The 13,876-nt window shown below is 30.0% G+C and carries 12 protein-coding genes; 4 read left to right on the top strand and 8 right to left on the bottom strand.

Annotation, left to right across the window (positions count from 1 at the left end; genetic code table 11):
• The first annotated feature begins 30 nt into the window (after positions 1 to 30).
• Together agrC and agrA are read left to right on the top strand one after the other, a co-directional pair.
• Positions 31 to 1,320 (top strand): quorum-sensing sensor histidine kinase AgrC, encoded by a 1,290-nt coding sequence (gene agrC, locus CD121_RS10020; RefSeq protein ID WP_029056064.1) that lies wholly within the window; start codon positions 31 to 33, stop codon positions 1,318 to 1,320.
• Between the two features lie 12 nt (positions 1,321 to 1,332).
• Complete coding sequence (agrA, locus tag CD121_RS10015; RefSeq protein WP_017638099.1) at positions 1,333 to 2,049, top strand: quorum-sensing response regulator AgrA; 717 nt, start codon at positions 1,333 to 1,335, stop codon at positions 2,047 to 2,049.
• A gap of 71 nt (positions 2,050 to 2,120) precedes the next feature.
• Here agrA and CD121_RS10010 read toward each other — a convergent pair whose 3' ends face one another.
• The 8 genes from CD121_RS10010 to CD121_RS09975 form a co-directional block, all read right to left on the bottom strand.
• Positions 2,121 to 3,080, bottom strand: coding sequence for a carbohydrate kinase family protein (locus tag CD121_RS10010; RefSeq protein WP_126568137.1), 960 nt, complete (start codon positions 3,078 to 3,080; stop codon positions 2,121 to 2,123).
• Positions 3,077 to 4,561: a sucrose-6-phosphate hydrolase gene (locus CD121_RS10005; RefSeq protein ID WP_126568134.1), complete on the bottom strand. Its 1,485-nt coding sequence runs from the start codon at positions 4,559 to 4,561 to the stop codon at positions 3,077 to 3,079. The genes CD121_RS10010 and CD121_RS10005 overlap by 4 nt, the downstream gene beginning before the upstream one ends.
• Positions 4,562 to 4,680: 119 nt before the next feature.
• Complete coding sequence (locus CD121_RS10000; protein ID WP_046467596.1) at positions 4,681 to 5,631, bottom strand: LacI family DNA-binding transcriptional regulator; 951 nt, start codon at positions 5,629 to 5,631, stop codon at positions 4,681 to 4,683.
• A gap of 176 nt (positions 5,632 to 5,807) precedes the next feature.
• Positions 5,808 to 7,058 (bottom strand): ammonium transporter, encoded by a 1,251-nt coding sequence (locus tag CD121_RS09995; RefSeq protein ID WP_126568131.1) that lies wholly within the window; start codon positions 7,056 to 7,058, stop codon positions 5,808 to 5,810.
• Positions 7,059 to 7,235: 177 nt separating this feature from the next.
• Positions 7,236 to 7,460, bottom strand: a complete 225-nt coding sequence (locus CD121_RS09990; protein WP_002452012.1) for a sulfurtransferase TusA family protein — start codon at positions 7,458 to 7,460, stop codon at positions 7,236 to 7,238.
• Between the two features lie 12 nt (positions 7,461 to 7,472).
• A complete protein-coding gene (locus CD121_RS09985) occupies positions 7,473 to 8,564 on the bottom strand; it encodes a YeeE/YedE family protein (RefSeq protein ID WP_029056070.1) in 1,092 nt (363 codons plus the stop codon).
• 156 nt (positions 8,565 to 8,720) lie between these two features.
• Positions 8,721 to 9,023 carry a hypothetical protein gene (locus CD121_RS09980; RefSeq protein WP_046467598.1) on the bottom strand — a complete coding sequence of 101 codons (303 nt, stop codon included), beginning with the start codon at positions 9,021 to 9,023 and terminating at the stop codon, positions 8,721 to 8,723.
• A gap of 27 nt (positions 9,024 to 9,050) precedes the next feature.
• Entirely contained in the window at positions 9,051 to 9,683 is a 633-nt protein-coding gene (locus tag CD121_RS09975) for a redox-sensing transcriptional repressor Rex (protein WP_017638106.1), read from the bottom strand.
• A gap of 264 nt (positions 9,684 to 9,947) precedes the next feature.
• Here CD121_RS09975 and CD121_RS09970 point away from each other — a divergent pair, with 264 nt between their 5' ends.
• Both CD121_RS09970 and CD121_RS09965 read left to right on the top strand, forming a co-directional pair.
• Positions 9,948 to 11,882 carry an ABC-F family ATP-binding cassette domain-containing protein gene (locus CD121_RS09970; RefSeq protein WP_126568129.1) on the top strand — a complete coding sequence of 645 codons (1,935 nt, stop codon included), beginning with the start codon at positions 9,948 to 9,950 and terminating at the stop codon, positions 11,880 to 11,882.
• 349 nt (positions 11,883 to 12,231) lie between these two features.
• A complete protein-coding gene (locus CD121_RS09965) occupies positions 12,232 to 13,854 on the top strand; it encodes a MutS-related protein (RefSeq protein ID WP_126568126.1) in 1,623 nt (540 codons plus the stop codon).
• Positions 13,855 to 13,876: the final 22 nt, after the last annotated feature.

Raw genomic sequence — 13,876 nt, 5'->3', positions numbered from 1 at the left:
GAATAAAATATATTAGAAAGTGTGCATTGTATGGATGCTCTAAATTTTCTACCAACAGCTGCATTACAAGTAGCATTACTTTTTTGGGTTGCTAAAATTATTATTAATATAAAATTTAAATTAAGGGATTATATAACCATTATTGGGGTTATAATCCCTTCAGTTATTATGTACTATTATTTCAACAAATTTGGTCTTATATTTATAGTAATTGCAATGTTTGTTTTCTATTATTATAAAATCAAATTATTTTCATTAATAATTACCTTAATAAGTAATTTGATTATGTATCTAAGTAATTTCTTGGCTGTAAGTTTTTATCTAACAATGGTTAATATTTTTCCAAAAAGTCAAATATTAGTTATATTTCATTTCATTTTATTTTATTCTATCGCTTTGTTATTAGCTTATTTTATTAGAACTTTGCTAAAAAAACTTAAAGAATCTTATCTTTCGTTAAATAAAACATATATTACTATTATTTCTGTTGTATTATCATTTTCTTTTGTGTTCTTTTACATAATTTCACAAACTGACATGAGTGCACCTAATAGTTTAAGATTATATGCAATTGTATTCGTTGGATTAATCATCTTTTTAAGTATTATTATTTTCATTCTATCCATGTTCACTCTACGAGAAATGCGTTACAAACGTAACCTTCAAGAAATTGAAACGTATTATGAATATACTTTAAAGATAGAATCCATTAATAATGAAATGCGTAAGTTTAGACATGATTATGTTAATATTCTTTCTACGATGTCTGAATTTATTCGTGAGGATGATATGCCAGGCTTGCGTCAATATTTTAATGAACAAATTGTACCGATGAAAGATAACCTACAAACACGTTCTTTAAAACTTAATGGTATAGAAAAATTAAAAGTTCGTGAAATTAAAGGTCTTATTACAACAAAAATTCTACAGGCTCAAGAAAAAGAAATAGCGATCAGTATCGAGGTTCCAGATAATATAGAGCGTATTGATATGAATACAATAGAATTAAGTCGAATTATTGGCATCACTTTAGACAATGCCATTGAGGCCTCTGAGCCGCTTGATGATTCATTAATACGTATCGCTTTTTTCAAAGAAGAAGAATCTGTCACACTTATTATTATGAATAAATGTGATGATGATATTCCACGCGTACATGAGTTATTTGAAGAAGGTTTCTCAACAAAAGGAAAAAACCGTGGACTAGGTTTATCAACCTTAAAAGAAATTACTGATAATAATGAAAATGTACTGCTAGATACAGTCATAGAAAATGGCTTTTTTGTTCAAAAAATTGAAATTATAGAGAAAGAATCATAAGGATGTGAAACTATGAAAATTTTCATTTGCGAAGATGATCCAAAACAAAGAGAGAATATGACTTCAATTATTAAAAATTATATCATGATTGAGGAAAAACCTATGGAGCTTGCTCTCGCAACTGATGATCCTTATGAAGTGCTTGAGCAATCAAAAGAAATGAATGATATCGGTTGTTATTTCTTAGATATCCAACTCGAAGCAGATATTAATGGTATTAAATTAGGTAGTGAAATTCGCAAACATGATCCTGTCGGCAATATTATCTTTGTTACAAGTCATAGCGAACTAACATACCTCACCTTTGTATATAAAGTGGCAGCGATGGATTTCATATTTAAAGATGACCCAGCAGAACTGAAAACACGAATTATTGATTGTTTAGAAACCGCTCACACAAGACTTAAGTTATTATCAAAAGAAAGTAATGTTGAAACAATCGAATTAAAACGTGGAAGTAATTCAGTGTATGTACAATATGACGATATTATGTTTTTCGAATCATCTAGCAAATCACATCGTTTAATCGCCCATTTAGATAATAGACAAATCGAATTTTATGGTAATCTTAAAGAATTAAGTCAATTAGATGACCGCTTCTTTAGGTGCCACAATAGTTTTGTAGTTAATCGAAGAAACATAGAATCAATTGATTCAAAAGAACGTATTGTCTATTTCAAAAACAAAGAACATTGTTATGCATCTGTTCGAAATGTTAAAAAAATCTAGTACACCTTTTCTATTTTATTAAATGATAAAACCATCCATAATTACTATACGGATGGTTTTTTGTATATATTCTATAATTGATTTTCTAAATCAGCTAATGTTGGAATACTTTCAATAGCACCATATTTTGTTGTTACTTGTGCAGCGACATTATTACTAAATTTTAAAATTTCGTCACCGTAATTTTTAAACAATTGTGGAATATCAATTGCTTGTTGATCTAAAATTTTACTAATGACAGCCCCAATAAATGCATCACCTGCACCAGTCGTATCAATTGCTTTAACTTTCACGCCATTTTGATGTTTTTCAGTTCCATCTTTTAAATAAATAGATGCACCATTAGGCCCTTTCGTATAGATAACTGCTTTAACATTTCCTTTAAATAACGAGTTAATTGCTTGTGACTCATTTTGTTCGCCAGTTATAAATTCAATTTCTTCGTCTGAAACTTTAATAATATCTGCTTTCGGTATAAACTCTAAGATTGCATTTCGGCAATCATCTTCATTATCCCACAATGGCAGCCTTACATTAGGATCAAAAATAATTGTTCCTTCTTCCTGTTCAAATTTTTCAACTAATGCCAAATGCGCTTTTTTCATTGGGCTTTCTACTAAATCTACTGAACAAAAATGTAGTACATCTTCTTTAGTAACTTGTATTTTATTGATATTATCTGCATCATATAACATATCTGCGGATGGCTTACGGTAAAATGAGAAATCTCTTTGACCATCTTCTTTTAAACTTACAAATGCAAGTGCTGTATTAGCCTCATTTGTTCTCTCAATATATTGAGTACCTACACCAATGTCATCAATTGTTTCAAGGATAATATCACCGAACGCATCATTGCCTAATTGAGTTATCATTTCTGCATGTCCACCAAGCTTTTGTACAGTACATGCAACATTACATGGTGCCCCTCCAACTTGACGTGAAAATTGTTCAACATCCTTTAATGCTTTATTTGTCACAGTTGGCATAAAATCAATTAATGCTTCTCCTATTGCGAATAAACGTCTCATTGATTGTCACCTCTCAAATCATATTTAGTAAATTGTAAATATACTTGTCCTGATTCTGTAGATGTTTTAATGCCTGTTGCGTTATTATCTGGGAATATTCTTGAAGTTAATACACGTTCACCATCATTACAGAAAATCTCAATACTTGAGGTATCAACGTAAATACGTAATTGTGATAGTGATGAATCTAGCTTCGTACTACGAGTCGTACCCTCAACATTACCAGGTAACAAACCACTTTCGGTACGATCAAGCGTTAAAGTATTCATTTGCTTATTATATGAAATCACAGTTGATTGATTTTTAGATGTTCTTAATTCGAAATAAATTTCTGAAGCATCATTTTCTAAAATATCTATAATCAATTCATACTGCTTACCTTCATATGGATGTAATTTAGTTGTGAATTTATTAGCATATCCTAAAGCTGTTTCTTTGTTGTAGCGTAACTTTTCTAAGCTTTTAATAGGACGTTGTTTTAATTTACCATTTTCAATATTTAATACTCTAGGAAGTGTTAGACAGTGTGCCCAACCTTCATCGTCTGTTGGGTATGTAGTATCTGGTAATCCCATCCAACCAATTAAAATACGCTGTCCTTTTTCATCTAAAAATGTTTGTGGTGCATAAAAATCAAAGCCTTTATCTAACTCTAAAAATGCTTCGTGATCAAAGTTAAGTGTTTCAAAGTTTAAATCTCCAATTAAATAACCTGATTGATAAATATTTTGATATTTATCTTCTTCACTTTCAATGCCTTGTGGACAAAACATTATGACATCATGTCCATCTAACTCGAAATAATCTGGGCATTCCCACATATATCCAAATTGATTTAATTTTGTTTTGATTTCGCCGAGATAGTGCCAATTCACTATGTCTGTAGTTTGATATAGTAATAATTTACCAAATTCGTCATTTGTCTGTGCGCCTATAATTGCGTAATATTTATCATTATGACTAAATACTTTAGGATCTCTAAAATGGCTTGTATATCCTTCAGGTTGATGGCTAATGACTGGTTTAGGAAACTTTTCTACAGTACCGTCATCTTTAAGTCTAGCTATCATTTGCGTTGCTTGTCTTTGCCAATCATGATCACGATGATTACCTGTATACATATAATAAAGATGTCCTTGGTATTCAAAGGCACTACCACTATATACACCATGGCTATCATATTTTGTATCTGGGCTTAATATAACACCTTCAGGCTGAAAGTATACTAAGTCTTTACTCGTATAATTATACCAATACTTCAATCCGTGAACTGCACCTAGTGGAAACCATTGGTGAGAAATATAATATTTTCCATTAAAATATATTAAACCATTTGGATCATTTAATAATCCCATCTCTGGTTGAATATGATAAGTTTGTCTATATGGAGATAATTGTGTTTGTTGTTTTAATTCCAATAACTTGTCGCTATCAATATCTTCCATACGTTGATAACGCTCTTCTCTAGTCCATTCCTTCATTCATATCCCCCTAAATATATTAATATTAATTGTTAGTTTTATTCGATATCGTTTACTTTAAATGACATTAATATTTTATCATTTTTACTGGTATCGGTTCCATATGAATTAAATAAAATTTATAATTTCACTGGAATAACCACTGATTCTTCAGTTTTTTCATTTTTTATTAATTGTCTTACTTCAGTCATTGCACGTTTACCAGCTTCAAAATAATTAAATTGAATCGTACGAATTGAAGGTGAAACAATTTGAGTCATCGGATCCCCACCAAATCCATGAATGATAGTAGGTTTACAATTTCTTTCAGAATTAAAGCTATATTTATGAATTGCTAATGCAATCGCATCTGTAGCACCAACGAGTACGTCAACTTTATCTATTTGAGACAAATATTGTTGTACATCTTCTAAAGCATTTTCATATTTGAATGACGTTTCAAAAATACTTGGTTTGATTTGATGACTTGCCAATCCATCTAATAACCCATTTTTACGGTGAATACCTACAGCGATATCATTTTCAGTGACACTAAAGAAGTGCACATGATGAGGTTGTCTTTGGCCAATCCAATTTCCTACAGATAAACCAGCTTGATAATCGTCATGAGTAATACTATGTAAGCCTGGATAATTTTGTCCCACTATAATGATAGGTACATCAGCTTTATCAATAACTTCTAAATGACTCTCCGTAATATCAGTTGCCATTAATATGATGGCATCTACTTTACTGCGTGATAATGTTTCTATAGCATCTATTTCCGCTTCAATCTGTAACCCAGTATAGTTCAGTAATAATTGATAATGGTGTTGATGACATTGCGAAACGATACCTTTAATGGTTTCATCTACAGCATATGAATTCATTCTTGGAATAATAGCTCCAATTAAATGTGTCTGTGTTGCTCTCAAACTTTGTGCAAATTGATTGGGTTGATAATCGTGCTCATTAATGATTTTACTTAGTTTTAGTCGTGTTTTCTTACTAACAGAACCATCATTTAAATATCTTGAAACAGTACTTTTAGATACGCCTGCTAACTTCGCTATATCAGATATATTTTTCATATAAATTACTCACCTATCATATTTTGGAAAACTTAGTACTATTTTATCACATATGTAATCGCTTTAAATACCTATTTATTCTATTAATTTAAATATGGTAAGTGAGTTCCAATCAATATCTTACTAACCAAATAGAAAGTGTTTTTACTTCTACTTAATATCAAGTTAATCTTTTTCTAATTTTTAATGTGTCTGATAAATTTATTTAATTCTCCATAAAAATAAGCATTTTCTCCATGTACTAATTGATCTAAACCTGTTCGATCTTCAGTAGGTGTCGTCGCTAATGGTGTGAATATTCTGATTATTTTAGCTATTAAAAACGTCATGATGCCACTGAAGGCAATCACTGTTATTACGGATAATATTTGTATACCTAAAATTTTAAAGTCTCCACTATAAATAAATCCATTTTGGATTGAATCATTCACTTGATGTGATTGAAATATGCTTGTACAAATAGCACCCAAAATACCTCCTATACCATGAATTCCAAAGGCATCTAATGCATCATTATATTTGAGTTTGACTTTAATATAATTAATTACAATATAGCAAATAATGCCACCTATCATCGCAATAAACATACTACTTAAATAGCTAACATAGCCTGCTGCTGGTGTTATTGTAACTAAACCAGATAGACTTCCAGATAATAATCCTAATAAACTTGTTGTTTTTTTCAATTTATATTCAATCAGTAACCATCCAAATGCACCTGCGCTTGCTGCTATAACTGTATTAACAAATGCGACGGCAGCAATTTTATCATATGTAAAAGCACTACCCACGTTAAATCCATACCAACCAATCCAGACTAAAATCCCGCCTATTAATGTAATGAGTAAATTATGAGGTGTTGGCTTTTCTTGTTTCTTTCCAATGCCAATCATTATTCCTAATACTAAACCTGATACGCCTGAGGTAATATGTACAACAGTCCCTCCTGCAAAATCTAAAGCACCTAATTGACTAATCCAGCCTTTTCCCCAAACCCAATGAGCTACAGGACTATATACTAAAATCACCCATATAAATACAAATATAAGATATGGAATAAATTTCATTTTTTCAGCTACTGAACCCGATAATATAGATACAGAAATGGTACAAAACATCATTTGGAATAACATAAACAACGATAACGGTATATGTGCATCAATTGAAGTTGAAATATCGAATCCAACATGGTTTAATCCGAAGTATTCTAAACCACCAATCCAATTATTTCCTTTACTAAAACTTAAACTAAACTCTATTATTGCCCATGCGAAAGTAACAATAATAATAGCTGACATACTTTGTATTACTGTATTTAATACATTTTTAGATTGTACTAAACCACCGTAAAATAAACTTAATCCCGGTGTCATTAACCAAACTAATAAAGTACATAAAAATAAAAACATTGTATCATTTAAATTCATATGATCACTCCTTTGAAAATATATTACTAATACTTTCAAAGAAATAGCAAAAATCGGTCATATTTCCTTTCATAGCATGTTAGAAAATATGACCTATAAAATTAAATTCCAATATAAAATAGAAAAAAGGAACAAGCATCTTTCATTGGATACTCGTTCCTTTTGAAATCTATTTAATTAAGCTTTTTGAACTGTAATCGTCCATGAAGCATCGCCTAGCTGTTCATAATTAGTTACAGGGTAACCATTTTCAGCAGCCCAATTTGGAATTGCTTCTGTTGCTTGAGTACAATCAAAATCAATTTTCAATTCATCACCTGAATCTAATTCAGTCATTTTCTTTTGTGCTTCTATTAATGGGAAAGGACACACCATTCCTACTGTACCTAATTCATATACCATGTTATTTCCTCCTTAAGTTGTTTGTGTATGCTGTTGTAATGTCGTTTTAGGCTGTTTAGTTGTAGATTTTTGTAATTGTTTCATAGGTTTAACAAAAATAAAATAACTCATAAACCAAACACCTATAATCATAGAGCCAAGTGCTATCCAACCTTGCCAACTCATTGTTGCTGTTTCAACTAGACCATTACCAATTGAACATCCACCAGCGACAGACGCACCAAAGCCCATAAACGCACCACCTAAGGCACTATTTCTAATTGTTTTTTTATCTGGTAAACGCCATTTAAATTCTTTAGAACCTTTTGCGGCAATATAAGATCCTAAGAATATACCAATAACCAGCAATACTCCCCAATCTACGAATTTTGTATTACCACTTATTAGAAAGTTTACGATATTTGAAGATGGTGTAGTAATACCTAAGCCATGATTTCTACCTGTTGAACTACTCATTGGCCATGCTAATAAAGCGATTAATCCTACTGCGATTGCAGCTGCAAATGGGTGATATCTTTTTTCAAATAGATAATGTCTTAAGCCTGTATATTTTTGTTTTAATTTTGGTACTGCAACTTTAGGTTTTCTAAGCGTTTTAGTAACAAAATAAATTGTAATGATAGCCAATATTACAATTAAAATCCAATGTGGAATGTGTAATGTTTCGGACATACTCGCATTTACATTTGTAGGCTTATTAATGAAATTTAATACTGGTGAAAGAATACCTGTTTTAGTAATTGCACTTGTTAATGCATATAAAATAAGTGCTATCCAGCTACCAATTAAACCTTCTCCTGCACGATAATATGTTCCTGTAGCACATCCTCCGGCTAATACAATTCCAATTCCAAATACAAAGGAACCTATTACTGTACCAATTACTGGAAAAGTATGGGATGGCACAGTAAGTAATCCTAAACTAGTTAATATGAGTAAACCAATACTTTGTACTGAGATTGCAATGAGTAAAGCGTAAAACATTTTATTACTCTTTTGTACATACATATCTCTAAATCCACCGGCTAAACAAAATCGGGTTCTTTGCATAACGAAACCTAACAAAAGTCCAACAATTAAACCACTAATTATCATCCAAATCATTTTATCACTCTTTTCCGATAAGTTTACTAGGTATTATATCCAATTAAGTATTCTTTTTCAAGATTATAATTTAATATTTCATTATTAAATTAATTCTTTTTGTTCAAAGCTCATAAAAAAACACACCCTATCTATTGATAAGATGTGAACTAGCTATTATGATTGCAGATCATCTATTTGTTGAACAAGCTCTTTTAATTCATTAGCTTTCAAATGACTAAATTTAAACCATTCATTTCTATAATATATAAGTAATTTATAACCTAATAAGCCTTTTCTGACTTCATAACGAATCATTTGCTTTACATTAATTTCTAAATTGAGTGGATTATGATTTGTATAATATGATTTAAATACTATCGTTTGCTCTGACAAAACTAACTTACCAGGTATGTATATTAATGAAGGTAGATGTGCTTTATAAGTACATCCCACTTCTAATATTGGTTTATTAGTCATTTCACAGCCTCCTAAATCATATTTTTATTAATCATAATTTCTCATAAAGAATAACAATGATTGTAATTCAATACCTAAATCAATATGATGCACTTGTACATCTTTAGGGGTGTTAACTCTTGCTGGCGTGAAATTCATGATTCCTTTAACACCAGATTCAACAAGTTCATCTACTACAGTTTGTGCTACATGTTCAGGTGTAGTTAAAATAACTACATCAATATCCAAGCTTTTTAGTGTTTCCTTAATAGTTCTGCTATCTTTAATTACTACTTTTCCTACTTGTTCGCCTATAACATTTTTATCTACATCAAATGCTTCAGTAATAGACATTTCATCATGTATAGAAAAGTTATACGTTAATAGCGCTCGACCTAAATTACCTACGCCGACTATAGCAATTTTAATATCATTACTTCCGTTAATTTCCTTTTTGAAGAATTCAATTAAACTATCAATATTATAACCGTATCCTTTTTTACCTAATTCTCCAAAATATGAAAAATCCCTACGAATCGTAGCTGAATCTATTTGTAATGCTTCACTAATCGTTTTAGAATTAACACGATCGATTCCTTTACTTTTTAAATTACTTACAAATCTATAATATAATGGTAAACGTTTTAAAGTTGCTCGAGGAATTTTAACGTTACTTGCCATTTTATAAGTCTCCCTTCGACGCTATAACTGGTACAATTATTATTAAATCAACGCAAATATGTTTGCGATAATAAAATTTCAAATAATTGTTTACAATGAATACTTGCTAATTATACATTAATAAAATTTAAAAATAAATATCCTAGTTTCAAGACATGACTTAATACTGTAAAATAAAGAATAATATGATTAACAAATTTTTAAACATATCAAACTATATTAATAGTTTATAATGATATCGCTAATATAGAAAGGTGAAGTCGAATGATACTTTTACAACTTAATGACATATCTAAATCGTTCGATGGTGAAGATATCTTTACTAACGTTGATTTTGAAGTTAAAACTGGTGAACGCATAGGTGTAGTTGGCCGAAACGGTGCTGGTAAGTCAACGCTTATGAAAATTATAGCAGGTACTGAAGATTATGATAGTGGTCTTATTTCAAAAATTAAAAATCTTAAAATCGGCTATTTAACTCAACAAATGACATTAGACTCAAATGCCACTGTTTATGAAGAGATGTCGAAACCATTTGAACATATTAAAAATATTGAATCCCTTATTAAAGAAGAAACTGATTGGTTAGCTAAGCATGCTGGAGATTACGATACACCAGACTATCAATTACATATGGAAAAATATGAATCTCTATCTAATCAATTTGAACAACTTGAAGGCTATCAATATGATAGTAAAATTAAAACAGTCCTTCACGGTTTGAATTTTAATGAAGAAGATTTTGATAAGCCTATTAATGATTTTAGTGGTGGTCAAAAAACAAGATTATCACTTGCACAAATGTTACTTAATGAACCTGATTTGCTATTACTAGATGAACCTACTAACCACCTTGATTTAGAAACAACAAAATGGTTAGAAGATTATTTAAGATACTTTAAAGGTGCAATTGTCATAATCAGTCATGACAGATATTTCTTAGATAAAATCATTACTCAAGTTTATGATGTAGCCCTAGGTGAAGTAAAACGTTATATAGGTAACTATGAACAATTTATACAACAAAGAGATAAATATTATGAAAAACGTATGCAAGAATATGAAAAACAACAAGAAGAAATCAAACGACTTGAAACGTTTGTTGAAAAAAATATTACACGTGCATCTACAAGTGGAATGGCAAAAAGTCGTCGTAAAACATTAGAAAAAATGCAACGCATCGACAAACCTATGATTGATGCTAGAAGCGCTAATATTCAATTTGGTTTTGATAGAAATACTGGTAATGATGTTATGCATATTAAACAATTAGAAATTGGTTATGACCAAACGCCTATTACCCAACCTATCACAATGGAGGTTTCAAAAGGAGACCATATTGCCATTATTGGACCTAATGGTGTTGGTAAAACGACTTTAATTAAAACAATTGCCAATCGTCAATCCAAATTGGCAGGTGACATCACATATGGTGCTAATTTAAATATGGGTTACTATGATCAAAAACAAGCTGAGTTTAAATCAAATAAAACTATTTTAGATTATGTTTGGGATCAATATCCAAATATGAATGAAAAAGATATTCGTGCCGTATTAGGTAGATTCTTATTCGTTCAAGATGATGTCAAAAAAATTATAAATGATTTATCAGGTGGCGAAAAAGCAAGACTTCAACTTGCTTTATTAATGTTACAACGTGATAATGTTTTAATTTTAGATGAGCCTACCAACCACTTAGATATAGATTCAAAAGAAATGTTAGAACAAGCGCTAGAGCATTTTGAAGGGACTATCATCTTTGTTTCTCATGACAGATATTTCATTAATCAACTAGCTAATAAAGTATTTGATTTAGATCATGATGGTGGCAAAATGTATCTAGGTAACTATCAATACTATATTGATAAAACAGAAGAAGCTGCCGCTTTAAAAGCCCAAGAGGATAAAGAATCTCAGTCCGTTCATCAACAAAATAATAACCAAACAATGACAAATTCATACGATGATCAAAAACAACGTCGTCGAGAACAACGCAAAATTGAACGGGAAATTGAGCAACGAGAGCAGATAATTGAAAGTTGTGAAACTAAAATTGAGTCTATTGATAATGAATTGATGCAACCTGAAGTATATAGTAATCCTGTTAAAGCAAATGAACTAGCTGAACTAAAATCTAATACCGAACAAGAATTAGAACAAGCTATGATTGAATGGGAAGAATTACAAGAAAAATTATAAATATCCTTTTTACTTTCTGACATTAAAATGTAGATTTCTACATTTTAGTGTCTTTTTTCTGATTTTTAATTTAATATTTATTAACATTAAAAGTCCCCTTATTCATAGCTATCCACAGAGTTATCCTAGTTATCCACAAGTAATATGTTACTCATTTTTTAAGTTATTCAGAAAAAATTAGCTAATATCCACAGTAAATAACACTACTTATCCACAAGTTGTGCACTATTTGTTGATAAGTACGCATGTTCCCTATTGACATTAAATTAATATAATCATTACATACTTCATTGTTTCTTAAATAATGATATGAAATAATTACGTTAATAATACATAAAGGAGCTTTTTTATGGATGATGTCCGTTTATTTCTATTATTTGTGTTAGGTATTGTTTTATTAACTACAATAGTGAGTATTATTTCTGCGATTTTTAATAAAAAACAACTCGTTACAAAAATTAATCAATTATGGCCAAATCGTCAAAAATTAGAAAAGTTTATTCGACCTAATGCCAGATATGATTATCAATATCAAACATATCGTTCTAATTATGATGAAAATTCGCTTATAGATAATAAAACTTGGTCAGATTTAAATATGGATGCATTATTTCAATCTATGAATTTTAACTTTACAGCCATTGGTGAAATGAGATTATATGCTACTTTACGTGGTATGTTTAAAGCAAATAATAAAGAATTAAAACGTTATTTTAAGCATAATCGTTCATTTAGAAATCAAGTTGCTTTCCATTTAGCACAAATTGGTAAAAGTGTGTATCCTCACTTTCCCGATCAATTAAAACCAATTAAGGGCAACATCTTATTTATGTTTGCACCATTATTACCAATTATCGCTTTAGTCTATACGTTTATTAATACATCTAATGGAATTATGGTACTCATATTAACTTGTGTTTTTAATATTATTTTATCTGTGAGTTTAAAAAAGACTTATGAGCAAGATTTGAAAACTATTTTTTATACTGCAAATATTTTAAGTCAAAGTAAGAAATTAACTGAAATTGAAAGAACACCAGATTTAAATGTAAACTTTAATCATTTTAAAAGTGCTCGCTATTTAAGTGGCTTATTAGTAAAAATAGAAGGTGGCGATTTTGCATCTGCCTTTATTTTATTAATTAAAACTGTTTTCATGCTAGATTATACAATCTTTCACATTATACAAAATAGTTATTATAAATATTTAGAAGAAGTATTAAATTGTTATGATTATATTGGTCAGTTAGATAATCACTATGCTATTTCTTTATATCAAGAAACTTTAGATGAATATTGCGAACCTGAAATAATACAATCACAAGATACACAACATTATTTATGTGATTTTGAAGATTTAACGCATCCATTAATTACAGATGCTGTACCGAATGATTTATCTATTAATCAAAATATTTTATTAACTGGTTCGAATGCTTCTGGTAAATCTACCTTTATGAAAGCAGTGGCACTTAATTTAATTTTAGCCCAATCAATAGAGACTGCTACAGCCTCTCAATTTAAATATGTACCTGGCTTAGTATTCACATCGATGGCTAATGCAGATGATGTTCTATCTGGAGATAGTTATTTTATGGCTGAACTTAAATCCATTAGACGTTTATTTAATATTTCAACTGATAAACAAATATATTGTTTTATAGATGAAATATTTAAAGGCACAAACACAACAGAAAGAATTGCCGCTTCTGAATCGGTATTAACCTATTTAAATAATATACCGAACTATTATGTTCTAGCGGCAACACATGATATTGAACTATCATCATTATTAAGTCCAAGTTTCATTAATTATCACTTTAATGAGTCTATTAAGAATGATTCTATTGATTTCGATTTTAAAATTAAACCAGGTAAGGCGAATACTAGAAATGCAATAGAGTTATTGAGACTGACTCAATTTCCTAACGATATATATAAGCGTGCTAAACAACAAGTTGAGAATCAATAAAATAAGTCAGTAGTTTGAGAAT

Origin of the sequence: Staphylococcus pasteuri, assembly GCF_003970495.1 — a bacterium.
GTDB classification, from domain to species: Bacteria; Bacillota; Bacilli; order Staphylococcales; family Staphylococcaceae; genus Staphylococcus; species Staphylococcus pasteuri.
This window is presented reverse-complemented; position numbering and strand designations above follow the sequence as displayed.

Bases quoted from the DNA above. Each gene is read 5' to 3' on its own strand.
- agrC (WP_029056064.1), top strand. From the start codon at position 31: ATGGATGCTCTAAATTTTCTACCAACAGCTGCATTACAAGTAGCATTA.
- agrA (WP_017638099.1), top strand. From the start codon at position 1,333: ATGAAAATTTTCATTTGCGAAGATGATCCAAAACAAAGAGAGAATATG.
- CD121_RS10010 (WP_126568137.1), bottom strand. From the start codon at position 3,080: ATGAGACGTTTATTCGCAATAGGAGAAGCATTAATTGATTTTATGCCA.
- CD121_RS10005 (WP_126568134.1), bottom strand. From the start codon at position 4,561: ATGAAGGAATGGACTAGAGAAGAGCGTTATCAACGTATGGAAGATATT.
- CD121_RS10000 (WP_046467596.1), bottom strand. From the start codon at position 5,631: ATGAAAAATATATCTGATATAGCGAAGTTAGCAGGCGTATCTAAAAGT.
- CD121_RS09995 (WP_126568131.1), bottom strand. From the start codon at position 7,058: ATGAATTTAAATGATACAATGTTTTTATTTTTATGTACTTTATTAGTT.
- CD121_RS09990 (WP_002452012.1), bottom strand. From the start codon at position 7,460: ATGGTATATGAATTAGGTACAGTAGGAATGGTGTGTCCTTTCCCATTA.
- CD121_RS09985 (WP_029056070.1), bottom strand. From the start codon at position 8,564: ATGATTTGGATGATAATTAGTGGTTTAATTGTTGGACTTTTGTTAGGT.
- CD121_RS09980 (WP_046467598.1), bottom strand. From the start codon at position 9,023: ATGACTAATAAACCAATATTAGAAGTGGGATGTACTTATAAAGCACAT.
- CD121_RS09975 (WP_017638106.1), bottom strand. From the start codon at position 9,683: ATGGCAAGTAACGTTAAAATTCCTCGAGCAACTTTAAAACGTTTACCA.
- CD121_RS09970 (WP_126568129.1), top strand. From the start codon at position 9,948: ATGATACTTTTACAACTTAATGACATATCTAAATCGTTCGATGGTGAA.
- CD121_RS09965 (WP_126568126.1), top strand. From the start codon at position 12,232: ATGGATGATGTCCGTTTATTTCTATTATTTGTGTTAGGTATTGTTTTA.